This is a genomic window from Saccharomonospora piscinae (assembly GCF_005862235.1).
In the GTDB taxonomy this organism is placed as follows: Bacteria; Actinomycetota; Actinomycetes; order Mycobacteriales; family Pseudonocardiaceae; genus Saccharomonospora; species Saccharomonospora piscinae.
On sequence record NZ_VCEK01000001.1, the window covers coordinates 459,511 to 481,853 of the forward strand.

Consider the following 22,343-nt stretch of genomic DNA (forward strand, 5'->3'; position numbering starts at 1 on the left):
GTGGAGTGTGCGATGATCCGGCAGTTTGTGGCGGGCCTGCGAGCCCGCCGGACCGGGGCCGTGCGCGCGGCGACGGTGACCGGCGTGGTCACCTCGCTGGCGGCACTGTGGCTCGTGCCAGCCGGTGCGGCACCCGGCACCGCAGATCCGGCGGCCTCGTCGTCGACCGCCGCCCAGCAGCAGGTGCTGGAGTGGACGGCCGACGACAGCATGACGGAGTACGCCTCGGCTCCGGCCACGGCGGAGGCGGGCCCGGCGACGATCGTGTTCGAGAACAGCCAGGCCACCGGAAACACCACCGGCATGTCTCACACGCTGACGTTCGAGACGGGGTCGTCGGAGTACAACAGCGACGTCGACGTCAACCTCCTCGCCAGCCCGTTCGACGCGAACGGGGGCCGTCACGAGATCGAGGTGAACCTCACTCCCGGCACCTACCTCTACCTGTGCACGATCCCCGGGCACGGTGAGATGCGGGGAGAACTCGTGGTCACCGAGGGCGGTGGTGGCGACGACGACACCACCCCGCCGGAGGTCACGGCCGAGGTCACCGGCGACCAGAACGAGGACGGGTCCTACGTCGGTGCCGCCACGGTGGGGATCACGGCCACCGACAGCGGCTCGGGGATCGACACCGTCGAGTACAACCTCGACGGCGAGGGCTACCAGCCCTACACCGACCCCCTCACCGTCGACCAACCCGGCGACCACACCGTCGAATACCGCGCCACCGACAACGCCGGAAACACCTCCGACGCCGGATCGACCACCTTCACCGTCGTCGAAGGCGATCCGAACGACACCACGCCGCCGGAGGTCACGGCCGAGGTCACCGGCGATCAGAACGAGGACGGTGACTACGTGGCGTCCGCGTCGGTGGAGATCGCGGCCACCGACAGCGGCTCGGGGATCGACACCGTCGAGTACAACCTCGACGGCGAGGGCTACCAGCCCTACACCGACCCCCTCACCGTCGACCAACCCGGCGACCACACCGTCGAATACCGCGCCACCGACAACGCCGGAAACACCTCCGACGCCGGATCGACCACCTTCACCGTCGTCGAAGGCGAAACGGAGGACACCACGCCGCCGGAGGTCACGGCCCAGGTGACGGGTCCGCAGAACGCCCAGTGGGACTATGTGGACCAGGCCACGGTGTCGTTGTCGGCCAACGACACGGATTCGGGCGTGCGGTTCTTCCGCTACTCCCTCGACGGCGGGTCGTACACGCCGTACGGGGAGCCGATCGAGGTCAACGGGCCTGGCGAGCACACGGTGCTCTTCCACGCCATCGACCACGCCGGGAACCGGTCGGAGGACGGCACGGTGACCTTCACCGTCGTGGCGGCCGAGGGTGACGCCTGCGTCGAGTCGGACATCCGTGACACGGCGGTCGTCGCGGGCCACGACAGCACCGTGGCCAACGTCGACACCGGCAACGGCTGCACGATCAACGATGTGCTCGCCGGGCACTCGAAGCGCGGGCACGGCAACACGCTCGCCACGGTGACCGAGGTGGCCGACCGGCTGGCTGCCGAGGACGTCATCTCGCAACCGGAGAAGCGGCGGCTGGTGAAGGCCGCCGAGCACGCCGCCCGGTAACGTTCGGGGTTGGTGCCCAGAAGGCCACCCTCGCTGCGTGTCCCGCAGTGAGGGTGGCCTTCGCCGCGTCTCGTGCGGTGACGGTGGCCTTCGCGGCACCCGCCTCACGTCCGCCGGGCAACGCGGCGGTGCAGCCAGCGAACGACGAGCGCGTGATAGACCACGCCGCCCGCCAGGTACGGCCACCACGTCGCGTCGGCGGTCGCCGCGAGGAACGCCTCGGTGGGCCAGAACGTGGGCAGCACACCGAACGCCAACCGCCAGGGTGAGTCGAGGAACGCGGGGATCAGCGGCAGCCCCGCGATCACGATGCCGAGGCCGCGGATGACGGCCAGGCCCTCGACCTTGTTGCTCGCCAGCGCCAGGATCAGCAGCGTCACCACCAGAGCCGAGAGTCCGGTCAGCAGCCCGATCGGCACGAGCAGCGGTAGCCGCCGGGCCGGCAGCAGTCCACTGGCCCCGAGAGTGCCCACCACGCAGATCAGGGTGGCCACCACGGTGGTGGCCGACCGGTATCCCAGATACCGGCTCATCGACACCGGGCTGACCCGGATGGCGGTCAGCGTTCCGGCATCCCGCTCGTCGAGCACGAGCAGGGCCATCACACCACCGACCACGATCGCGCTGGTCAACAGGAGGAACCCGACCAGGATCAGCGGGTAGTAGGGCGTGAGGTCGAAGTCGTAGCGGTCGCGGAGCACGTCCGTCGCGGCGGGCGTGCCGAATCGCACCATCGCGATCCAGACCAGCGGCGCCAGGAACATCCCGGCGAGCAGGGTGTCGCGGCGCACGCTGCGCAGGTCGTTGCGGCCGAGTGCGGTGAAAGTGCTCATGTCAGGCGTCTCCGGTCTTCGCGATCAGGAAGCGGTCGAACCAGCGGCGGGCGAGCCACCACAGCGAAGCGGCCCACAGCACCGGGTAGGCCAGCCCGTACCCGACCTGCCACGGCACAAGCGTCACCTGGTCGAACGCCGCACCGAGGAACAGCAGCGGGCCGTAGGTCGGCACCGCGTAGAGCAGGGGCGTCTCCCACACCCCGGCGTAGGCGAGAATCGGCAGGTTGAACACGGCGATCGGCAGCACCGCCGGCATGAACCAGTCGCTGACCGAGGTGAACGGCAGCGCGCTGACGAATCCGAGCAGCAGCATCAGCACCGTGCCCAGCGCGGCTCCGGCCAGCAGCGACGGCACGTGATAGCCGACGCCGTGGGTCGCGGTGGCCACGAAGACCGCGATCACCACGGACACCGTGGTCAGCACGAGCACCTTGGCGGCCAGATACTCGCCGAACCGCGCGGGTGAGGCCACCACGGCGTCCAGCGTGCGTTCGTCCTTCTCGAAGAACACGGCTCCGGCCACGAAGAAGAACCCGACGATCGTCAGGTCCCCGATGATCACGTACGGCTCGGCCGCCGAGCGCAGGTCCGGCGGCATCGGCAGCAGCAACGCCAGCCACAGCGCGCCGGAGAGCACGGCGGCGTGCAGGAACCGGTAGCGGCGTTGCAGGACGAGTTCGAGGCGCAGCACCGCGCCGAGGCGGCTCATCGCAGGCTCCGCCCGGTGGCCTCGACGAACACGTCGTCGAGGCTGGCCTCCCGGCTGTGCAGGGTCTCCACGCGCTCGTGGCGCAGCAGCCGGAGGAAGTCCCGGTTCTCGGCGAGGCCGTCGATCGGGAAGTCGGCGGGCACGACCGCGTCCGCGTCGTCGCGGTACTCGACCCGGACCTCGCGTCGACTGCGAGCGATCTTGAGTTCCCGGGGCGCGCCCAGCGCGGCGATCCGGCCGTCGACGACGAACGCGACCCGGTCGCAGAGCTGGTCGGCGGTGGCCATGTCGTGTGTGGTCAGAAAGACGGTCTTGCCCCGGTCGCGCTCGCGCAGCACCAGCTCCCGCACCACGCGCGCGTTGACCGGGTCGAGACCGGACGTGGGCTCGTCGAGGAAGAGCAGGTCCGGGTCGTGCAGGAGAGCGCGGACGAACACCAGCCGCATCTGCATCCCCTTCGAGAAGGCCGCGACACGGGTGTGTGCCTGGTCGGCCAAGCCGACGGCGTCCAGCAGCTCCATCGGGTCGCGGGTGCGCCCGCCGTGCAGCGACGCGAAGAACTCCAGGTTCTCCAGAGCCGTGAGCTTGCGGTAGTGGTTGGGCAGTTCGAAGGACACGCCGACGCGGCGGTAGTAGTCCTGCCCCCAGGTTTCGGGACTGGCGCCCCACACGGCCGCCACTCCCCCGTGGCCGGTGAGCAGGCCGATGAGGATTTTCTGCGTGGTCGACTTGCCCGCACCGCTGGGCCCGAGGAAGCCGAAGATCTCGCCCTCGCCCACGGCGAAGTCCATGCCCCGCACCGCGGGCTCGGCACTGCCGGGGTACCGGAAAGTCAGGTCGTCGACCTGGATCACTGTCATGCCGAAACAGTAGCGAGTTTTCGCAATTTTGCAAACATTCGATACTGTTAGGATGTGGGCACGGTTGGAGAGGAGTCCGATGGCGAACGCCACCGACGCAGCGGAACAGCTGGCCCTGACCCTGGCCAAGGGCGGGATGCAGCGAATGACGGCACGAGTGCTCAGCGCGTTGCTGTTCGCGGAGCAGGAGACCCTGACCGCCGGGGAGATCGCCGAGCGACTCATGATCAGCCCGGGTACGGTCTCCACCGCGATCCGAAGCCTGACGGGTGTCGGGTTGATCGAGCGCGTGCCCGCACCGGGCAGCCGCCGCGAGCACTACCGCTTCCGCGACGGAGCGTGGTCCACCCTGATGTCGAGTCAGAACGAGGTCGTGCGAGCCATGCAGCAAGCGGCGGACGCGGGCATCGCCGCCACGGGCGAGAACAGTGTCGCGGGCAGGCGTCTCGTCGAGATGCGCGACTTCTACGCCTACCTGATGGCCGAACTGCCCGCGGTGATCGAACGCTGGCGAGCCGAACGGGCGCGCTGACGCCTCCCCCGCGCGAGCGGCCGGATCGCGACAGCGGCGCGAGACCCGCCTTGTAGTCTGTGGGCACTGGCGACGAGTGACCCAGGCGATGGAGAACACGGTGACGGAACGCGCACACCGCAACAGCGCGATGCGCTGGCTGCTCGTGTGCGCGGTGGCGCTCGGGCTGGTGACCATGCATCACATCGCCGGGCAGCACTCCGGTGACCCGGCACCCACGCACGTGGCGCCGCAGAGCGCGGCGGCTGCCCAGGTCCTGTCACCGCAGGATTCGGCCGACCGGCACGAGCAGGCCCCGTCGCCGGCGCACGACACCGCGTCGATGCTCTTCCACCTCTGCCTCGCCGTGCTCGCCGGATCGGCCGTCCTGCTCGTCTCGATCACGCTGTCGCGGTCTCGGTGGCAAACGGCCGCGCGCCTCGTGGCCGCTGACACCGGCGGGGTGCGAGGCCGACCACCGCCGTCGGCACCGCCGCGCCCACCGCGTGGTTTCGCCTACGACCTCTGCGTGCTGCGGCTGTGATGGCACCACGCCGCGCAAGCGACCGCTCGCGCGGCGTCCGTGACGTCCCCAGCCCTCGATCGAGCACAGAGGAACGACCACCGTGAACAAGTCCTTCGTTCAGACTGCCCTGGTGACGGCAGCGGCGGCGGTGATGGCCGCCGGGTGCGCCGACGGCGGCACCGGCCGCACCGGTGACACACCGTCGGCACCGAACACCACCGCCTCGGCGCAGCAGGAGAGCCTCAACCGGGCGGACGTCATGTTCGCCCGGCAGATGATCCCCCACCACGAGGGCGCCATCGACATGGCCGCGCTCGCCGAGCAGCGAACCGGCAACACCGAGGTACTGGACCTGGCCGAGCGGATCGAACAGGCGCAGGGCCCCGAGATCGACCAGCTCGACGCCTGGCTCGAGGCCCGTGACGTCGAGCCGGGCGACGGCCCCGGTGGCATGCCGGGCAACGAGCACGGCGACATGGGCCACGGCGAGATGCCCGGCATGGGCGCCGACGACATGGCCGCGCTCGACGAGGCCGACGGCGCCGAGTTCGACGAGCTCTTCCTGGAGTTGATGATCGAACACCACCAGGGTGCGATCCGCATGTCCGAGGCCGTGCTGGTCAAAGGCAGCGATCCCGAGCTGAGGGCCCTCGCCCAGGACATCATCGAGGCGCAGCAGGCCGAGATCACCGAGATGCGATCCCTGCTGGAGAACTGAGGTCGCGGCCCGCGGCCGTCCACACCTGGCCGCGGGTCCACCCGCACCCACCCACCCTCACACCCGAAAGGTTTCCCGTGCGCGGACACCGGCTCATCCTCCCGATCCTGCTCGGCCTCACCCTCACCGCCGCCTGCGGTGAGGGAACCGGCACCAGCACGTCCGGCGGCACCACCGCCCCCAGTTCCCCCGCCGGCACCAGCGCGGCCGGCGAGAACCCCGGCGGAGACGATCACAACCCCAGCGACGTCGAGTTCGCCCAGGAGATGGTCCCGCACCACGAGCAGGCCGTCGCCGTGGCCGATCTCGCCCTCGAACGGGACGGCGACCCCGCCGTGCGGGAGCTGGCGCAGCGGATGAAGGCGGCGCAGGAACCCGAGCTGACCCAGCTACTGGCCCTGCTCCGGATGTGGGGCGAGGAGGTCACGCCGGGCGGCGGGAACGGCGAGCACGAGCACTCGCACCTCATGACCGAGGAGACGTTCCAGCAACTGCGCAACGCCTCCACGGCGGAGTTCGACCGGCTGTGGCTGGAGTCCATGATCGCCCACCACGGCACCGCCGTGGAGTTGGCCGAGGCACAGTTGCGCGACGGCCGCGACAGCCTCGCGTCGATGTACGCGCGGGACATCGCCGACCGGCAACGCGCGGAGATCACCGAGATGACGGCACTGCTGAACGAGTAGTGGCCCCTCAGCGCTCTCGCCGGGTGAAGCGCGCCTCGTGTACGGCCCCGTCCGTGCCCGTGGTCGCGCAGTCGAGTGTGAGGGGGTTCGCCGACACGACGGTGATCGTGTCCGGCAGCCGCAGCGGGCGCAGGCCGGACAGCGCGCCGAACGTGACCCGCACCGGAGGGCCGTCGCGCCGGCTGGGGTCCGCGACGGCGACGACGAGTTCGTCGCCGGTCGCGGCGGCGCCCACCGAGCACGGTGCGTCCGCCTCAACGAGCGCGGTGTGCGACGCGGCGAAGAAGTTGGCCAGCACGAGTCCCGTCGAACGCTGGCTGATCGCCTGCACGTTCGCGTTGTTGGCGAGGACCGTCACATCCCGTTCGGCCGCCCGGCGCCGGGTCCGGCCGACGGACGCGCCGGGCACCACCACGTAGGCGTAGTCGCCGTGGCCACCCGAGAGGTCGTGGCCGAACCAGAGCGTGGTGTAGCGGCGGGTCCTGATCTCGTCGTCACCGGCGTTGTCGGCTCCGGTGTTGATGTCGGACCAGGCGCCCCGGCGCTGTTCGTCCAGCACGTGTACGGTCCCGCCGCGCGGGAACACGTACCCGCCGACGCCCTCGACGTGCAGCCAGTCCGGCGAGTCGAGCCGCTGCTCCCCGTCACCTCGCCACCGTCCGCGCGGCGTCATGACCCGCCGGGCGCGGCCCGGAGCGTAGGCACGGTTGTCGATCACCGTCTCCACCGGCAGGTCGTCGTCGGAAACGATTCCCGCGCCCAGCGCCACCACTTCGTCGTCCAGGCTGAACCACGACTTGCGTGCCGACAGCGTCCCGTCCTCGTCGGTGAAGTCCATCCCGGTCGCGCCGTATCGTCCCGCGACGGCACATCCGCCGACCCACGCGTTGCGGCCCGGCGGTGTGCCGGTCCAGCCCTCCCACATCTCCTCCCGTTCGCGCACTCGCCGGGTGATCCCGGCGTGCCGGTAGGAGTTCACGGTCGGCCAGTAGTCGGCGGCGTAGTGGCCGGGATCGTCGGCGAGGTACAGGTAGGTCATCCCGTCGCCGAGATACCAGCCGCGGGCGTTCTCCTCGTTGCCGGCCTCGAACCGCGCGATGCGTTCGGAGGACAGCGACACCGTGAAGCTCCACTCCGGACGGTGGTGCACCATCCGGTCCTGGTTCGGGAACACCTGGTGTCCCACCGGCTGGGGGACGGCGCTGGTGTCATCGGCGACCAGTGCCGCCGCGCGGTGCAGGGTGTCCAGATCGATCGACGGCTCGAACGGTGCCGGCGGGTTGCGTTCCAGCCACCCCTTGGTGAGACCACGGAACCGCGGGCCGTAGGCGGGTCCCGCGAGGCCGGACAGCAGCAGCAGCGCACCCATCGTGCGCTGCCCCCAGTAGGCGTCGGGTTCGCGCTGCCGGGACACCGCCCGCCCGCGCACGGTGTCGAACATGTGCCCGTCCCGGATGAACGGCACGAAGGAGGCGTCCACGGTGTCGAAGAGGTTCGTCACCGCTGGATCGGTGACCGCCCACGGCGAGGAATGCCCCAGATAGAGCAGATCGCCGATCCCGGACAGCGCGACGACGCCGTAGGTGCCGACGTAGGGCAGGTTACCGTGCTGGATGAACGACCCGTCGCGATAGAAACCGTCGCCGCTGGTCACGTACCGGAACACGCTGTGCGCTCCGCCGCCCTCGGTGTCGGACAGGGCGTCCCGGCCGAGCGCCACGACCTCCGAGTCCTCCTGCAACAGTCCACGGAGGAACGTGATCATCGCCTTGTCGACGCGGTTGGCGCCGGTCTCCGGCGTGCCGGTGCCCCGGCCCCGGTAGTTCGGGTCAGGGCTGAAGTGGCCGACGGCGGCCGTGTAGTCGGCCAGCTCGGACCGTGGCAGCTCGTCGGCGACAAGGACGCAGGTGTCCAGCACCGCGCGGGGATTGCCGATCTCCCACCACCACCAGTTCCCCGACGGGGTGATGCCGGGGTGATAGGCGACCTGGTGCAGCAATGCGAGCCCGTCGCGGATCGCCGCCAGCAGCCGAGGGTCGTGGTGCAGCCTCCCACCGCAGGCCCACGCCCGCGCCAGTTCGTAGACTCGCTCGTAGGTCAGGCCGTGGTTGTTGTTCGACAGCGGAAACAGCGGCAGGTCCGGCCACAGGCGATCGCGACCCGGGTCGCGCACCAGATCGGCCAGCAGCTGCTCGGCCGCGCCGTCCAGCCGCTCCAGCGCCGCCCGAACCTGCGGATCCGCCACGGTCTCCGGGGTGCTCGCGGCGTCGCCGGTGATCCGCTCGCGCCAGCGACGGACGAGTGCGGCGAACGGCTCGCCCGAGGTCGTGGGCCCGGCGAGGGCCGACGGCGTCGCGCCCGCCACGCCCGGCAGGAAAGCGAGAGTCAGCCCACCGGCACCGGCAAGCAGCAGCGAACGGCGGGACAGTGGGGCGGCCACGTGACCTCCTAGAGCGACGTCGCCTTGCAGCGATCTTGCTAAGAGCCCCTGACACGTTGGCGTTCGATCAGGGAGCGGCGGTCAGGCGGTGCGTCGCAAGGCGGGGGGGCGTCCGCGTACTGGAAGTACGTGGGCGATCCTCCAACGCGGCGAGGCGTCGTCTGGGCGTCGCGAGCCGAACAGACCAATGTGTTAGGGGCTCTGAGGCTGCTGGACGCGGACTGCTGTGTCAATGCGTCATCCTGCCCACCCTCGGGCGTCGCGGAGGTCCTCAGCGTGCGGAGAGTGCGGTGTCCGGGTCGCCGAGCCAGCGGGTCGTGATGTGGACGCCGTCCACCAGGCTCCCCCGTGCGGTCGCGACGGCGGCCAGGCAGAAGCGCACCCACATGTTGAGCTGGACCTCCTTGGCCAGCCGCAACCGCGAGTACAGCACGTGGACCAGCCTGCTGGCCGGCCGCGCCCAGAGTTCGATCTCGAAAACCAGCAGGCCGTCGTCCTCGCGGGCGCCGAAGCGCACCTGCCCCGCCTCGAGGTGCCCGCGCAGGGTGGCCAGGCGCAACGAGGTCGCGTCACGCTGCACGACACGCACGGGACCGTTCCACGGACCTGGCATCTCCACCACCAGTTCGTCGCCCACGTCGAGCCCCTGTGCGCCGAGCGAGCCGGTGCGAATGTTGACGACCTCGGTGGGCACGAAGTGCCGGAAATCGCCGACCACGCGGTCGAGCAGCCGTCCGGCGTCGAGTTCCGCCGCGGCGATGCCCACCTGGAACTGCCGGTGGAACAGCGGACCGTAGCCGTCCTCGGCCCGCTGTACCCGCTGGTCGAGAACGCCGGGCGGCAACGGCGGCGGGCAATCCGCCGCGTGACCCCGGCACTCGCGACGATACAGGGGTGTGGTCTCCCACAGGTAGCGCCACGTGACCAGCCCGGTACCCAGCAGCCACCGTACGAGCACGGCCGCCACCCGGCGAGCTCGTGTCATCACGCCCTCCAGGCCGGAAACCCGGCGAAAACGGGTACTGACGTGAAAGCAGTACCCCGCCTTGTGGCGGTGACACGAGCGGAGGAGGAGTCCCATGGTGATCCGGCTACTGCACCGGGCTCACGTGCGCAGCACGCAGATGTATGTCGCCTCGCTGGCCACGATCGTGCTCTGCGTGAGCCTGTGGGTGCGCGCGAAGACGGTCGACCAGCGGCAACGGGGCAACGCGGAACGCCGAGCGCTGTTCGTGGGGTTGTGGCCGCCGATGATGTGGTTGATCGGTGACTCCCTGCGGGAATGGGAGTAGCCAGGTTGGGTTGGTGGATGTTCGGACGGCTCGACACCGAGCGAGCGTGGCGTGAGCTCGCGGACGCGCGCGTCAACTACTCGCTCGCCGAGGTCCGCCGCCCCGCCTGGAACCTCGACGTCCACCGCGGCGGGCTGCCCGCCGAACCGCCGGGCCCCCCGGAGCCCGGCGGAACCTGGGACCGGGCGTGCGCGCTGGTGCGGGACTACGAGTTCTCCCCGCCGGAGATCGTGCGCGCCCTCTACGATCCCGGGGCCCCGCTGCTGGGCCGTGACCTGCTGTTGCAGGCCCGGTTCCACGGGTTGCACTTCTACTGCGGGGTCCGGATCACCGAGGTGGTGGACGAGGTGCGTCGTGGTGGCGATCGCGTCTGGGGCTGGTCGTACGAGACACTGGAGGGCCACCTGGAGCGCGGCAAGGTCACCTACGAGGTCGTCAAACACGCGGCGTCGGGTCGCGTGGAGTTCGTGGCCACCAGCTACTCCCAGGCCGCACCGACGCTGGGCCCGGTCACGGCATTGGGCTGGCGGCTGTTCGGGCGCCGCACCCAGCTGCGCTTCTACCGGCGATGCGGGCAGCGCCTGCGCCACCTCGTCCTCGCCGGACAACGCTTCGCCCCGGCGGTCTCGGGCCGCCTGGTGCTCGCGCCCTCCGACGCCGTGGCCCACCGGTGGGACGCGCTGGCGCTGCACCGGGTGTCTCCCGGCTGACGGGGCCCGTGCGCTCAGGTCACCGGGTCGTGGCCCCAGTTCAGCACCGTTCGTCGCGTGTTACCGTCCCGGCCGTGAGCGTCGCGGTCGAGTTCAGCGTGGACAGTCTCGCCGGTGCGCGAGCCGCGGACCGCCTGGGCGCCGACCGGATCGAGCTGTGCTCGGCCGGTGCTCTCGGCGGCCTGACACCCGGACCTGGCCTGCTCGACGCGGCACTCGACTCGGTCCGCGACGCCGCCGTCCACGTCCTCGTGCGCCCGAGGGAAGGCGACTTCCACTACCGGCCCGACGAGGTCGAGGTCATGCTGGCCGAGGTCAGGCACGCGGTGGCGGCGGGCGCGGCCGGGGTGGTCGTCGGCGCCCTGACGGAGCACGGCGCGCTCGACGGGGCGGTACTGCGGGAGCTGGTGTCCGCCGCGGCGGGGCGGCAGGTGACCTTTCACCGGGCGATCGACGTGTGCGAGCACCCGGAGCTGGTGCTGGAACGGCTGGTCGAGCTGCGCGTGGACCGGGTGCTCAGCTCCGGCCGGGCGCCGCACGCCGAGGCGGGATCGGCCGCACTCGCGGCGCTGGTGCGCGCGGCGGAAGGCGCGGTCGAGGTCATGGCCTGCGGGGGCGTCCGGGCGCACACGGTGCTGCCGGTGGTGGCGGCGACGGGTGTCGCCGCGGTCCACGCCGCCCCGCGCCGCACGGTGGCGGCAGGGCGGGCCCGGCCCGTCGATTTCGGCGCCCACGCCGAGTTCGACATCGACGAGGCCCGCGCCCTCGTCGCAGCGGTGCGAAACGCCGGCGTCTAGCGTCGCCGGAACCGTCAGGGACCGGCGAGTTCGCCCGCCGAGAGCGGGCAGTCCGCCTCGGCGCAGTGGGTCAGGCTGTCGCACTCCGCGTCGACCACCCGTGCCAGTGCGTCCCGGACCGTCGCCAGCTCCGCCATCCGGCCGTCGATCTCCCGCAGTTTCTCCCGCGCACGGCCCCGCAGACCCGAACTCGGCTGCCGCCGAGAGTGCGCACCGAGCAGGGCGGCGATCTCGTCGAGGGTGAACCCGAGCCGCTGCGCCGCCCTGACCAGGCCCAGCAGCCTCACGGCGGCGGAGTCGTAGTCGCGATGCCCGCCCGGTGAACGGCGCGGCTCCGGCAGCAGCCCGCGCCGCTCGTAGTAGCGCAGTGTCTGCACGTTCACCCCGGCCGCCGACGCCAGCTCCCCCGACCTCATCGGCCCGCTCCCTCCGGCCTCCGCGCCGCCAGCACGGCTGCGGCCTGCGCGGCCACGCCGTCGAGCACTCCGCGCTTGTCCGGAGGAACCCGGACGTCGACCGTCACCCGCTGTCCCCGCCGGGTCACGGTGAAGTCGAAGAACCCGCAGCACTCGGCCTCCCGCGCGGTCAGCTCCCGCGCGCGGCTGGCCACGTCCGCGCCACCGTGGAGGCGAAGCCGCAGCAGCCCGGGCTCCTCCCGGCTCAGCCCGTACAGCGACGCGGCGAACAGCCCCTCGAACTCGGCCAGCCGCATCGGCCGGTCGCCGGACGGCAACGTACACGTCTCTGCGGGAACCCACCCGGTCAGCGTTTCTCCGTCCGTCCCGACCTGCTCGGCCGCCGACTCGGTACCCCTCGTCGTCATGAGACCCCCTTGACGTTGCGCGTTCCGACAGCTGCACCACGACGGTAGAGCCGTACCCGGGTACAGCCCGCAACGAGACCTACATCACATCACGCGAACCGGCACGGCACGGCACTCACCCGTGTGGATCGTGGGACGGGGCGCCCGCCAGCACGTCCTTCACCCGCTCCCACCGGCCGTGTCGCTCACCGGGGAAACGGGCGTGCGACCGGGCGAGCCGCCGCGACTGCGCGGGGTAACGCGACCGCGCCCACGGTGATCCCGGCTTCGCCAGGCGAATCGCCGCGATCACCGCCACGAACGGCACCACGAGTCCGATCAGACCAGACGCGATCTTGCCCTTGGCGATGGCGACCACCGCCAGTACCAGCTGTGCCGACACGGTCGCCGCGAACGCGACGTGCCCCTCCTCGGCGGTCTCGTCGAACGGACGGGCGCCCAGCACCAGCAGCACGCCGATCACCCCGGCGACCAGGACGGCGTCCACCGACTTGCGGCCCTGCCGCGACCAGTAGACGTCGTCCAGGTGCAGCCACAGGGCGAACTCGTCCAGCGTCAGCGCGGCTCCCGCGCCGAACGCGACCGCCAGCACGGCCAGCCACGGCGCGTCCGGCCGGTACACGAACTCGCCCACGCCCGCCGCCAGCATCAGGAAGATGCCGTAGACGTGGTGGTGGACATGCACCGTGCCCACGGTGGTGTTCCGGAACGGCCCGCGACCGGCCCGGATCAGGCGCACGATCACCCGCGTCACCACAGCGGTCACCACAAACGCCCCGAACATCCACAGCACGGCGCCACTCCGGGCGCCGGAACCGGGAATCAGCTCCACGTCCATCTCGTCGCCACCCACGCACCGACATCCGTGTTCTCCGGAGTCTCCAGCGTCGCGAGCGGGCGGCGGGCGCGCCCAGAGTCGAAGTGCCGTCCTGGACGGCTAGGCCACCGCCGTCGCGGTGCTGCCGAGGACTTCCCTGGCCACGAGCACCCCGCCGACGAACGCCACCGGAAGTACCACGATGGCCGCGAACGGCACCGCGCACAGCAGAGCGGCGGGCAACCCCAGGCCGAGTGCGAGGCCACGCCGACCGCCGAACGCCAACCGCCGCTGCCGCAGATCCATGCCGCGACGGTAGAAGGACACGGCGACCAGTTCGAGCGCGAGGAACCAGGCGGTCACCAGGGCCATGAGCACGGGCACGGCGCTCTGCCCGAGCACCGGCACGAATCCCGCCACGACCAGCGGCAGGGTGAACATCAGCGACCGCAGCATCAGCAGGATGCCGTCGCGCAGCCCCCACCACAGCAACCGCCACCACGGCATTTCCACCGCGCTGCCGGCCCCGCCGAGGTCGTCCTCCACCTTCTCGGCGATGTGTTCGTAGAACGGTCCGCCGACGGCCAGCGTCAGCGCCGAGAACCCGAGCAGTCCCACAGCCAGCGCCGCCCCGAACAGGGCCACGCCGGCCGCGACGCGCACCGCCGTGCGCCAGCCCTCGGCCCAGTCGTCCGCGAACGGAGTGGCCCACGCCGCCAGTTCGTCGATCCCGAACGCCAGCGCCACCATCCCGGCGACCAGCAGTGTCGCCGTCACCACCACCGGCAGCGCACCGATCACCAGCAGCCGGGGCGAGCGGAGGAGAATTCCCGCGCCCCGGCCGAACAGCCGCAGGCCCTTCACGAAGTCACGCACTCGCTACTTCTACCAGCGGCGGCACCCAGGACCTTTCCCGGCCCGCCCGAGTTCGATCATGACCCGGGTGGTCCGGGGTGGTCCGGGGTGCCGCGAAGGCTACCCAGGCCCGTGAGGTCGGCGGGCGAGGAGGACGTGGCTCTCCCCGCCCGCCGAGGTCCTACTGCCCCTCGCCGCCCGAGTTCTCGGCGAAGGAGCCGTCGAGGTACTGCTCCTGCGGCAGCGGCTCGTCGTAGTCCAGCGAGCCGGTCTCCATCCACGTCTGTTCCATCGCCGCGAGCTGCTCGGGCAGCGGTGCCAGATCCGGCAGCCACGCGTACAGCGGAACGGACTTGACCTCCTCGACGCTCTGGTCGGTGGCCTCAGCGATGATCTGGAGGTTCTCCTCCGAGTACCGCTGCTCGCCCTGCAGGTCCTTCGCGGCCCGCGCGAGGGCGTTGTAGAACTTCTGCGCGTCCGGAGACTCGGCGAACTGACCACCGTAGAGCACGCCGGTGCCCGAGGTGCCCTCAGGCGTCGTCCACAGCTTCTCGGCCACACCGTCCTCGACGGCCATGTCCCAGAACGGCGCGGACACGAACGCCGCGTCGATCCCGCCGTTGCCCAGCGCGGCGGGCATGTCCGGGTTCGAGAGCTGGACGAACTCGACGTCCGACATCGAAAGGCCCGCCTCCTTGAGCGCCATCCCGATGTAGAAGGCGCTGGTGGCGCTCTCGCCACCGAGCGCGCCGATCTTGAGGCCCTTGAGGTCGGCGACCGACGAAACCTTGCCGGAGTCCATCAGTTCCTTGGACACCACGAGCGCGGACGCGGGGTTCTCGGTGTCGCCGTCGGCGACGCCCATCGACCCGACGACCTTCACGTCCAGCCCGGTGTTGATGGCGCTGAACATGCCCGCGGAGAAGCCCGCGAGCACCGCGTCGAGCTTCCCGCTGGACGCGAGCGGGATCGCGTCCTGACCGGACTTCACGTTCTCCAGGTTGACCGTGAGCCCCTCGTCCTCGAAGTAGCCCTTGTCCTGCGCCACGAACAGGGGCGCGAAAATGGGCAGCTGCACGTAGCCCACGTTGACAGTGCCGTCGCCCTCACCCGCTGTGTCGCCACCGCTCGTGCCGCACGCGGTCGCGCCGACGCCGAGCAGCAACGCTGCTGCCATAGCCGTCAGTTTTCTCATTGTTCCTTTCCCTTTTTTCGGGGTCCGCCGGAGTGCTGCCAGGGCAGCAGTGCCCGTTCGAGCACGATGATGAGGCCGGTCACCACGGCGCCGATGATCGAAACCGTGATGAGGCCGACGAACATGGTCTGCGGCTGGAACAGCTGCCACGAGTTCCAGATCAGGTAGCCGAGTCCGTTGTTGGACGCCACGAACTCCACGGCGGTCACCACGATCACGGCCATTCCCGCGGAGACGCGGAGTCCGGTCATGATCGACGGTGTCGCGCCGGGCAGCAGCACGTAGCGGAACAGCTTCCAGCCGCTGGCCTGGTAGGCGCGAGCGGCCTCCAGGATGCGGCCGTCGATCTGCACGATCCCGGCGAGCGTGTTGATCTGCACCACGAAGAACACCGAGATCGCCACCGAGAGCACCTTGGGAGTCTCGGTGAGACCGAAGATGAGCAGCAGCAGCGGCAGAATGGCGATCTTCGGCAGCGCGTAGAGCGCGGTGAACGTCGGGCCGAACGCCGCACGCAGCGGACGGGAGACGCCCATCACCAGGCCGACGAGCACCCCCGCGACGGCGCCGAGCACGAAGCCCGCCGCGAGCCGTCCCACCGTGGCGACCACGTGAACCCACAGCTCGCCGCCGGCGATCATGTCCCAGCCACGTTCGACGATCTCGCTGGGCGGGGTGAACAGGCGCGCGTCGATGGCTCCGAACGCCGCCGCCAGCTCCCACAGCGCCAGCAACGCCACGGGCGTCAGGATCGCCAGCAGCAGGTCCCTGCCCCGCAGCATGCGGTGCCTGCGGTACTCGCGCTCGACCGCGGCGTCCACAGCCGACTGGTCACGCGCGATCTCGGTGTGTTCCAGGGATTTCGTCATGAGAACCTCAACGATGCTTGAACTTCATCCCGGAGCGACTCCCAGATGTCCTGCTTCATCCTGGTGAATTCGGGATCGGTCTCGATGTCGACGGTGCGCGGCCTGCCGAACGGGACCTCGATGGTCTCCTTGACCCGGCCCGGACGTGCCGACATGACGACGATCCGGTCGCCGAGCAGGAGGGCTTCCTCGATCGAGTGGGTCACGAGGACCACGGTCTTGCGCTCGGCCTCCCACAGTTCGACGAGCTGTTCCTGCATGAGGATGCGGGTCTGGGCGTCCAGCGCGCCGAGCGGCTCGTCCATGAGCAGCGACGGTGAGCCGGTGGCGAACGCGCGTGCGATCGCGATGCGCTGCCGCATGCCTCCGGAGAGTTGGTGCGGGTAGGCCTGCTCGAACCCGGCGAGCCCCACCTCGGAGATCCAATGCCGGGCGTGCTCCTCCCGTTCCCTCTTGCCCACGGAGGCCATGTGCTCACCGAACGCGACGTTCTGCAGCACGGTGAACCAGGGCAGCGCGCCGTGGTCCTGGAAGACGAAGGCCGACCTCGGCACCCTCGACTCGGGCAGGTTGTTGTGGACGTGCCCGGCCGTGGCGGTCTCCAGTTCGCCGAGGATGCGCAGCAGCGTGGACTTGCCACATCCCGACGGGCCGACGATGCAGGTGAACGAGCCCGCCCGGAAGCGGAGGTCGATGTTGGCCAGTGCCTGGACCTGGTTCTTGCCGACGAAGATCTTCGAGACGTCGTCGACGACGAAGGCGTCCGTCGACGGAGCCGCGGTCGTTGAGGCTGGTGTCATAACTCGGATCCTGTTCACACTCGGCGCGGCTGCGATGGCGGGCTCTGCGGTGGAGCCGCCGCACCCTTGTCTTTTGAACATTCAAACATCGGAGGCTCCGGGGAACTGAAGACGCCTCCGAGATACCGCCGGTCCCAGTCTGCGGCGGAGCGCGACGGATCGCGCTCCGCACGGGCCAGCAACTCCTCCGCGTACGCCTCGGCGTCGTCCTCCGGCCGGAAGCCGATCGCGTCCCCACCGGCCCGGGAGAAGTAGCCCCGCGTGTTACGCGAGACGCCCCACACGATGCGGAATCCGGGCTTCTCGGTGCGCAGCGCGGCGTCCACGAGCCGCACGGCGTCCGGGGGCGAGAGCCACGTCGCCAGCATGCGCTCGCCCTGCGGGCGCGCGAACCGCGACGCGATCCGCAGGCAGACGACGTCCAGGCCGTAGCGGTCGTGATAGAGGCTGCCCAGCGCTTCCAGCGCCGCCTTGCTCACGCCGTAGAAGGTGTTGGGCCGCGCGGGGACGTCGTCGGGCACGGGCGTGCCGTCCTCGGGCACCGCGGCGAACCCGGCCGCGTGGATGGAGCTGGCCAGCACCACGCGCCCGGCGCCGGTGAGCCGCGCCGCCTCCAGCACCGCCTGGGTGCCGTCGATGTTGACGCGCGAGATCGTCGCCCAGTCCGACTCCAGTGGGATGCCCGCCAGATGCACGACGGCGTCACAGCCGGTGAACGCCTCGCGCAGCCGGTCGGCTTCGCCGAGATCGCAGCGCAACCACTCGACGCCCTCGGTGGCCGCCGTGGCGGGCCGGTCGAGCCGGTCGATGCCGACGATCCGGTGCCCTCGTGCGCGGAGGCCGGGCAGGATGTCACCGGCCAGCGAGCCCGCAGCCCCGGTGATCGCGACTCGCGACCCTCGCTCCCCCGCTGTCCGCGCCGCCATCAGATCAGCGCACCCTGGTTCTCGAGCTCCCGGCGCACGCTCGCGTAGTCGTGTACGCCCGCGTCGGCGTAGACGGCGGCGGCCACCCCGCAGGCGTGGCCCGTGGCGAAGGAGGTGCCCATGACCCGCAGCGACGCATAGGCGGAGTTGTCGGAGCTGACCAGCCTGCCCCCGGCCCACAGGTTGTCCGTCGAGGACGAGCGGATCGCGCCGTAGGAGATGTGGTACCAGCCCTTGTCCCGGATACCGCCGTACTCGGTGACGCCGGGAGCCACGTGGTTCTCCATCGGCCAGCCACACCGCGCGACCGCGTCGTCCGGGCGCTTGCGGCCCGCCGAGACGTCCTCGGCCAGCACCGCGTCGACCCCCCGCAACCGGCGCGCCTCGCGGATGCCGATCTGCGGGCCCGTGAACGCGAGATACGCCTCCTCCCAGCCGGGCAGGAACCGCCGGAAGGCGTCGAGGTAGTGCCAGCTCAGCTCGCGGGCCCGCAGCTCGGCCTCGGTCAGTTCCTCGACACTCAGGGCGTCGCGGTGCTGGTCGGCGAGCAGCAGCATGACGTCACGGGCCACCGGCATGCGCACCGCGATGCCGCTGTCGCGGATCAGGGCATGCCCGGTGTCGGCCTCGTACTTGCCGACGGCCGCGGCCATCCCGGCCTGGGAGAGGTCCGCGTCGTCGGCGACCCCGCCGACCCGCATGACCAGCGTGCATGCCTGCCGCTCGGCCGCCTCGGACAGCCGCATCGCCGAACCGGACTCCGCGATCAGCGCGCCGTCGCCACTGCAGTCGACGAACGCGCGGCCGGTGATGCGCCGGTGGCCACCCCGGTGCACGATCTCGATCTCGGTGATCCGGCCGTCGGCGGTGGCGGCGCCGACGAGCTTGCTGTGCAGCAGCAGCGTCACCCCCGACTCGCCGATCACCTGGTCGTAGACGCTTTTCGTGGTTTCAAGATCGAGCAGCACGACGGTGTTGCCGGTCTCGGCGATGGTCTGCGTGCGGTAGAGCCTGCGCTCGGCCAGCCGGTCGAGTACCTGCTGCCCGACTCCCCTGACAACCTGCGTGCCGGTCTGGTCGAAGAAGCCGCAGTGGGTGAGCACGGAGCTGTTGGTGGCGGCGCCACCCAGGAACCCGTACTGCTCCACGACGCACACCGACGCACCCGACCGGGCCGCACCGACGGCGGCGGCGATCCCCGCCGCACCGCCTCCGACCACCACGACATCGAAGTCCGCGGTCGGCTCGACGTTCGAACTCACTGCAACCAAGCCTTTCCTCAAATGAAACCGGCGGTTCATCGCCCGGTTGGTGTGAGCTTGACCGCTCCCGTGTCATACGTCCAATACCGAGCATGCGCAGGCCCCATGCACACAGGGCATACCCTGGGGACGTGGAACTGCGTCAGCTCAGCTACTTCAGCAAGGTCGCCGAGGCCCGGTCGTTCAGTAAGGCGGCGGCCATCCTCCACATGACCCAGCCCTCGCTGAGCAGGCAGATCATGGCGCTCGAACGGGAACTCGGGCACGCCCTGCTCATCCGCACCCCGCAGGGCGTCGAGCCCACCCCGGCCGGAGTCGGCCTGCTCAGCCACCTCGACAGCGTGTTCGCCCAGGTCGAGCGGATTCCGGAGGTGGTGAGAACCGCGGGCAACGAACTGCGGCTCGCCCGCATCGGGGTCCCTCAGGGACTACCGCAGGACTGGGGCGTCGCGCTGCTGCGGGCACTCGACCAGCAACTCCCCCGCGTGCGGGTGTCGCTGCACGAGGCGACGACCGAAGAGCAGCGGCAACTGCTGCAACACGGCATGATCGATCTGGGACTGCTCCACACAGCCGCACCCGAGTTGACCTGCCGGTTCCTGCTCACCCAGCGCATGGGTGTGGCCGTGCCACCGGAATCGGCGCTGGCGACCGCGGCCACCATCAGCTTCGCCCAGCTCGACGGCCTCCGGGTCATGGCGCACGCGGCGGGCGAGGTGGACGTCGAGGTCAGCCGCGTCCAGCAGCTGACGGAAGCGGCGGGGGCCGAAACGGAGTGGCTGTTCCGGCGCTTCTCGGAACACAGCTGGCTGATCGCACTGGCGTCCAAGGTGGACGGTGTGCTCGTGACGCGGACGTCGGCACGGCGGCACCTGCCGAACTGGGTCTGGGTACCGGTGACCGACCGCGACGCGGCCGGCGACGACCTCGACATCCGCACCTGGGCGGCGTGGCGCGATCCCGCACCGTCGCACCTGCGCGAGATCGTCGACGTCATGCGCTCGGTCGCCGACTCCGACCACGGCTGAGATCCCGTCGACCCCGCCGACCCCGCCGACCCCACCGACCCCGCCGACGCCGCCGACGCCACTGCGGCCGGCCCGGAACGGGACGTTCGACCCCGGCCGGGCGGCCGGAAGGCGGCGTAACGTTAGGTTGTCTAGTTGTACGGCTACCGAGACAGTTCAGGGACCGGCGTGGAACGAATTGCGCTGCGGCTGCGGGAGTTCGTGGTCGCCACCGACGAGTACCGCAAGGCGATGGCCACCGCCGCTGGCATGGGGACCAACGAGGCGACCACGCTCGGCGAGATCCTGCACCAGGGCCCGCTGCCGCCGTCGGCGCTGGTCAAGCGCCTCGGCATCACCTCGGCCAGCGTGACCGCACTGCTCGACCGGCTGGAGGCGGCGGGAATGGTCGAGCGCAGGGCGCATGACACCGACCGCCGGAGCGTGCTCGTGTCCCTCACCGCGCGCGGCCACGGCGTCGTCTCGACGATGTTCGCCATGTTCGACGCCGACGTCATGTCGGCGGTACGCGAAGCCAGCCCCGAGCACATCGCCGAGTTCAGTGCCGTACTCGGCCGCATCAGCGCCGGTCTGCGAGCCCGCGCCCACGACGCCGACAGCATCGTCGCCACACTCAGCGACGGAAGCCGCACCCGCCCGTCCGGTTCACCGGAAATCGGCTGACATTCTCGGCAGCCGAGATAGTTCGCTGCCGACATTCTCGGCCAACTGCATTGTTCGTTACAAAAACTGCCGGATTCGGCTTGCTTCGTTCTTCGTCTTGGTGAACTGTGGAATTACAGGGCAGTAACGACAAGCCAAGAATACGCGACACCCCGCCGCGACGCCTGTAGCCGACGGAAACCGCGCCGCGCAACCGTCGACCATTTCTCCCCGCCCAGCAGGGTGCCGAGGCTCCGACCCGATCCCACACAATCCATCGAGCAGAGAACTGCGATGTCCACGACGAACCCGAACGCCCCTGTCACCCCGAAAGCCGCTCCGCCGTGGCTGCGCGAGCTGGCCCACGCACGTTCCCGCTACATCGAACTGCTCGGCTGGCCGATCGAGATCCATATCGGCAGCCGCAGCGTGATCGTGCCGGTGGGCGAGACCCTCGACTCGATCACCATGCCGCCGCCACTGGCCCGCGCGGTGCAGGCGGAACTGCGCATCACCATGCTGGCCGGACCGGTGGTCACCGGCCCCGAAAACGACACCTGGACCTTCTTCACGCAGCCCACCGCGACCACGGCCCTCCCGCCAGGGCTGGCCGAACTGCGGGTGATCCCCGCCGCGCGGGGACACTGTGTCCCGCTCCCCCAGGATCTGCACTGCCAGGATGGGTGCTGCTGGGTGGAGACACCGGGCGCCCACCCGGCACTGCCGCCCTGGCCCGCGGTCGTCGCGACCACGCGGCGGGTGGTTGCGCGAAACCGCCCACGAATCCGCACGGCGGACCCGGCGCTGTCCCTGACCGCGTGATCAGCCGCTACTGCTGCGGCTCCCGGACCGCGACCAGCGACAGCGTGAAGCGCAGCCGCCGCCCGGTCATGCCCTTCATGGCGGTCACGCCCCACGCGTAGCGATCCACCTCGGCACTGCCACGCAGTTCCAGCCGCTCGTCCCGCGCCCGCACCGCGTCGACCCGCACGGGCAGCGACTCGGTGCGGCCCCGCACCGTCAACGCTCCCCGCAGCACCCAGCCGGACTCGTCACGTTCCACACCGTCGGCCGCGTAGGCGATGTCGGGATGCCGTGCGGCATCGAGGTACTGCTTGGACGCCACGACCTTGTCGCGCGCCGAACTGCTGGTGGTGAAGCTGTCCGCGGCGATCATCGCGGACACGGTGGAGGACTCGGCGGGCTCGCCGACCCGCACCACACCCTCGCGGAGAGCGAAAGTGCCGCGCACCGGTGCGAGGCCGAACAGGTGCGTGGTGGTGAAATCGAGCGTGGATTTCTCCGCGTCCATGCGGTAGGTGCCCGCGGCCGGTACGTCGATGGTCTCGGTGGTGGTCACGCGGCGGTCCTCCCGGTCGGCGGCGAAGCGCCCACTGTAGCGCGTGCGCGGACCCGCTGGACGCGCTCACGAACGG

At 70.6% G+C, this 22,343-nt stretch carries 26 protein-coding genes; 11 read left to right on the top strand and 15 right to left on the bottom strand.

The genetic code is table 11. The features are described from left to right. Positions 1 to 12 precede the first annotated feature (12 nt). Positions 13 to 1,605, top strand: coding sequence for an OmpL47-type beta-barrel domain-containing protein (locus FFT09_RS02145; protein WP_138381659.1), 1,593 nt, complete (start codon positions 13 to 15; stop codon positions 1,603 to 1,605). A 104-nt stretch (positions 1,606 to 1,709) separates the two neighbouring features. Here the strand turns inward: FFT09_RS02145 and FFT09_RS02150 are convergent, their stop codons facing one another. The 3 genes from FFT09_RS02150 to FFT09_RS02160 are packed head-to-tail and all read right to left on the bottom strand — an operon-like array spanning position 1,710 to position 4,010. After that, positions 1,710 to 2,438: an ABC transporter permease gene (locus tag FFT09_RS02150; protein WP_081190045.1), complete on the bottom strand. Its 729-nt coding sequence runs from the start codon at positions 2,436 to 2,438 to the stop codon at positions 1,710 to 1,712. Between the two features lies 1 nt (position 2,439). After that, positions 2,440 to 3,150, bottom strand: coding sequence for a fluoroquinolone export ABC transporter permease subunit (locus FFT09_RS02155; protein WP_081190044.1), 711 nt, complete (start codon positions 3,148 to 3,150; stop codon positions 2,440 to 2,442). Further along, positions 3,147 to 4,010: an ABC transporter ATP-binding protein gene (locus tag FFT09_RS02160; protein WP_081190043.1), complete on the bottom strand. Its 864-nt coding sequence runs from the start codon at positions 4,008 to 4,010 to the stop codon at positions 3,147 to 3,149. The genes FFT09_RS02155 and FFT09_RS02160 overlap by 4 nt, the downstream gene beginning before the upstream one ends. Before the next feature lie 79 nt (positions 4,011 to 4,089). Between FFT09_RS02160 and FFT09_RS02165 the strand changes: the two genes are divergently transcribed. From FFT09_RS02165 to FFT09_RS02180, 4 genes are all read left to right on the top strand, one after another. Then, positions 4,090 to 4,542, top strand: coding sequence for a GbsR/MarR family transcriptional regulator (locus tag FFT09_RS02165; RefSeq protein ID WP_138381660.1), 453 nt, complete (start codon positions 4,090 to 4,092; stop codon positions 4,540 to 4,542). 100 nt (positions 4,543 to 4,642) lie between these two features. Further along, positions 4,643 to 5,065, top strand: a complete 423-nt coding sequence (locus tag FFT09_RS02170; protein WP_244231166.1) for a DUF6153 family protein — start codon at positions 4,643 to 4,645, stop codon at positions 5,063 to 5,065. 112 nt (positions 5,066 to 5,177) lie between these two features. Then, the gene (locus FFT09_RS02175; protein ID WP_341868993.1) at positions 5,178 to 5,765 is read left to right on the top strand and encodes a DUF305 domain-containing protein; all 588 of its coding nucleotides are present in this window, start codon (positions 5,178 to 5,180) and stop codon (positions 5,763 to 5,765) included. Between the two features lie 77 nt (positions 5,766 to 5,842). Next, on the top strand, positions 5,843 to 6,451 hold the full coding sequence (locus tag FFT09_RS02180; protein WP_138381661.1) for a DUF305 domain-containing protein: 609 nt from the start codon (positions 5,843 to 5,845) through the stop codon (positions 6,449 to 6,451). A gap of 7 nt (positions 6,452 to 6,458) precedes the next feature. On the opposite strand, the gene FFT09_RS02185 is transcribed toward FFT09_RS02180, so the two are convergent. Next, positions 6,459 to 8,891: a polysaccharide lyase 8 family protein gene (locus FFT09_RS02185; RefSeq protein WP_138381662.1), complete on the bottom strand. Its 2,433-nt coding sequence runs from the start codon at positions 8,889 to 8,891 to the stop codon at positions 6,459 to 6,461. A gap of 271 nt (positions 8,892 to 9,162) precedes the next feature. Continuing rightward, entirely contained in the window at positions 9,163 to 9,876 is a 714-nt protein-coding gene (locus FFT09_RS02190; protein ID WP_138381663.1) for a DUF1990 family protein, read from the bottom strand. Between the two features lie 94 nt (positions 9,877 to 9,970). Between FFT09_RS02190 and FFT09_RS02195 the strand changes: the two genes are divergently transcribed. From FFT09_RS02195 to FFT09_RS02205, 3 genes are all read left to right on the top strand, one after another. Further along, positions 9,971 to 10,183, top strand: a complete 213-nt coding sequence (locus FFT09_RS02195; RefSeq protein ID WP_138381664.1) for a hypothetical protein — start codon at positions 9,971 to 9,973, stop codon at positions 10,181 to 10,183. 17 nt (positions 10,184 to 10,200) lie between these two features. Next, a complete protein-coding gene (locus tag FFT09_RS02200; RefSeq protein WP_244231172.1) occupies positions 10,201 to 10,893 on the top strand; it encodes a DUF1990 family protein in 693 nt (230 codons plus the stop codon). 74 nt (positions 10,894 to 10,967) lie between these two features. After that, complete coding sequence (locus FFT09_RS02205) at positions 10,968 to 11,690, top strand: copper homeostasis protein CutC (protein WP_138381666.1); 723 nt, start codon at positions 10,968 to 10,970, stop codon at positions 11,688 to 11,690. Positions 11,691 to 11,704: 14 nt separating this feature from the next. On the opposite strand, the gene FFT09_RS02210 is transcribed toward FFT09_RS02205, so the two are convergent. From FFT09_RS02210 to FFT09_RS02250, 9 genes are all read right to left on the bottom strand, one after another. Then, positions 11,705 to 12,106, bottom strand: a complete 402-nt coding sequence (locus FFT09_RS02210; protein WP_138381667.1) for a MerR family transcriptional regulator — start codon at positions 12,104 to 12,106, stop codon at positions 11,705 to 11,707. After that, positions 12,103 to 12,513 carry a hypothetical protein gene (locus FFT09_RS02215; RefSeq protein WP_208544337.1) on the bottom strand — a complete coding sequence of 137 codons (411 nt, stop codon included), beginning with the start codon at positions 12,511 to 12,513 and terminating at the stop codon, positions 12,103 to 12,105. The genes FFT09_RS02210 and FFT09_RS02215 overlap by 4 nt, the downstream gene beginning before the upstream one ends. A 115-nt stretch (positions 12,514 to 12,628) precedes the next feature. Continuing rightward, complete coding sequence (locus FFT09_RS02220; protein ID WP_244231174.1) at positions 12,629 to 13,366, bottom strand: hypothetical protein; 738 nt, start codon at positions 13,364 to 13,366, stop codon at positions 12,629 to 12,631. An 84-nt stretch (positions 13,367 to 13,450) separates the two neighbouring features. Continuing rightward, on the bottom strand, positions 13,451 to 14,206 hold the full coding sequence (locus FFT09_RS02225) for an EI24 domain-containing protein (protein ID WP_138381668.1): 756 nt from the start codon (positions 14,204 to 14,206) through the stop codon (positions 13,451 to 13,453). Between the two features lie 160 nt (positions 14,207 to 14,366). Beyond that, a complete protein-coding gene (locus FFT09_RS02230; RefSeq protein WP_051473147.1) occupies positions 14,367 to 15,362 on the bottom strand; it encodes an ABC transporter substrate-binding protein in 996 nt (331 codons plus the stop codon). Between the two features lie 14 nt (positions 15,363 to 15,376). Further along, positions 15,377 to 16,249: an ABC transporter permease gene (locus tag FFT09_RS02235; protein WP_081190033.1), complete on the bottom strand. Its 873-nt coding sequence runs from the start codon at positions 16,247 to 16,249 to the stop codon at positions 15,377 to 15,379. Then, on the bottom strand, positions 16,246 to 17,049 hold the full coding sequence (locus tag FFT09_RS02240) for an ABC transporter ATP-binding protein (RefSeq protein ID WP_081190032.1): 804 nt from the start codon (positions 17,047 to 17,049) through the stop codon (positions 16,246 to 16,248). The genes FFT09_RS02235 and FFT09_RS02240 overlap by 4 nt, the downstream gene beginning before the upstream one ends. Positions 17,050 to 17,063: 14 nt before the next feature. Next, on the bottom strand, positions 17,064 to 17,975 hold the full coding sequence (locus FFT09_RS02245) for an NAD-dependent epimerase/dehydratase family protein (RefSeq protein ID WP_138381669.1): 912 nt from the start codon (positions 17,973 to 17,975) through the stop codon (positions 17,064 to 17,066). Further along, on the bottom strand, positions 17,975 to 19,237 hold the full coding sequence (locus FFT09_RS02250; RefSeq protein ID WP_244231176.1) for an FAD-dependent oxidoreductase: 1,263 nt from the start codon (positions 19,235 to 19,237) through the stop codon (positions 17,975 to 17,977). The genes FFT09_RS02245 and FFT09_RS02250 overlap by 1 nt, the downstream gene beginning before the upstream one ends. A 131-nt stretch (positions 19,238 to 19,368) precedes the next feature. Here FFT09_RS02250 and FFT09_RS02255 point away from each other — a divergent pair, with 131 nt between their 5' ends. The 3 genes from FFT09_RS02255 (at position 19,369) to FFT09_RS22820 (ending at position 21,729) form a co-directional block, all read left to right on the top strand. Next, positions 19,369 to 20,265: a LysR family transcriptional regulator gene (locus tag FFT09_RS02255; protein WP_081190030.1), complete on the top strand. Its 897-nt coding sequence runs from the start codon at positions 19,369 to 19,371 to the stop codon at positions 20,263 to 20,265. 168 nt (positions 20,266 to 20,433) lie between these two features. After that, positions 20,434 to 20,928, top strand: coding sequence for a MarR family winged helix-turn-helix transcriptional regulator (locus tag FFT09_RS02260; RefSeq protein ID WP_208544338.1), 495 nt, complete (start codon positions 20,434 to 20,436; stop codon positions 20,926 to 20,928). A gap of 273 nt (positions 20,929 to 21,201) precedes the next feature. Then, positions 21,202 to 21,729 carry a hypothetical protein gene (locus FFT09_RS22820; RefSeq protein WP_167305318.1) on the top strand — a complete coding sequence of 176 codons (528 nt, stop codon included), beginning with the start codon at positions 21,202 to 21,204 and terminating at the stop codon, positions 21,727 to 21,729. 7 nt (positions 21,730 to 21,736) lie between these two features. Here FFT09_RS22820 and FFT09_RS02270 read toward each other — a convergent pair whose 3' ends face one another. After that, on the bottom strand, positions 21,737 to 22,267 hold the full coding sequence (locus FFT09_RS02270; RefSeq protein WP_138381671.1) for a YceI family protein: 531 nt from the start codon (positions 22,265 to 22,267) through the stop codon (positions 21,737 to 21,739). Positions 22,268 to 22,343 lie beyond the last annotated feature (76 nt).

Coding starts and splice junctions, on each gene's coding strand:
- FFT09_RS02145 (WP_138381659.1), top strand. CDS start 13: ATGATCCGGCAGTTTGTGGCGGGCCTGCGAGCCCGCCGGACCGGGGCC.
- FFT09_RS02150 (WP_081190045.1), bottom strand. CDS start 2,438: ATGAGCACTTTCACCGCACTCGGCCGCAACGACCTGCGCAGCGTGCGC.
- FFT09_RS02155 (WP_081190044.1), bottom strand. CDS start 3,150: ATGAGCCGCCTCGGCGCGGTGCTGCGCCTCGAACTCGTCCTGCAACGC.
- FFT09_RS02160 (WP_081190043.1), bottom strand. CDS start 4,010: ATGACAGTGATCCAGGTCGACGACCTGACTTTCCGGTACCCCGGCAGT.
- FFT09_RS02165 (WP_138381660.1), top strand. CDS start 4,090: ATGGCGAACGCCACCGACGCAGCGGAACAGCTGGCCCTGACCCTGGCC.
- FFT09_RS02190 (WP_138381663.1), bottom strand. CDS start 9,876: ATGACACGAGCTCGCCGGGTGGCGGCCGTGCTCGTACGGTGGCTGCTG.
- FFT09_RS02195 (WP_138381664.1), top strand. CDS start 9,971: ATGGTGATCCGGCTACTGCACCGGGCTCACGTGCGCAGCACGCAGATG.
- FFT09_RS02200 (WP_244231172.1), top strand. CDS start 10,201: ATGTTCGGACGGCTCGACACCGAGCGAGCGTGGCGTGAGCTCGCGGAC.
- FFT09_RS02210 (WP_138381667.1), bottom strand. CDS start 12,106: ATGAGGTCGGGGGAGCTGGCGTCGGCGGCCGGGGTGAACGTGCAGACA.
- FFT09_RS02215 (WP_208544337.1), bottom strand. CDS start 12,513: ATGACGACGAGGGGTACCGAGTCGGCGGCCGAGCAGGTCGGGACGGAC.
- FFT09_RS02230 (WP_051473147.1), bottom strand. CDS start 15,362: ATGGCAGCAGCGTTGCTGCTCGGCGTCGGCGCGACCGCGTGCGGCACG.
- FFT09_RS02235 (WP_081190033.1), bottom strand. CDS start 16,249: ATGACGAAATCCCTGGAACACACCGAGATCGCGCGTGACCAGTCGGCT.
- FFT09_RS02240 (WP_081190032.1), bottom strand. CDS start 17,049: ATGACACCAGCCTCAACGACCGCGGCTCCGTCGACGGACGCCTTCGTC.
- FFT09_RS02245 (WP_138381669.1), bottom strand. CDS start 17,975: ATGGCGGCGCGGACAGCGGGGGAGCGAGGGTCGCGAGTCGCGATCACC.
- FFT09_RS22820 (WP_167305318.1), top strand. CDS start 21,202: ATGTCCACGACGAACCCGAACGCCCCTGTCACCCCGAAAGCCGCTCCG.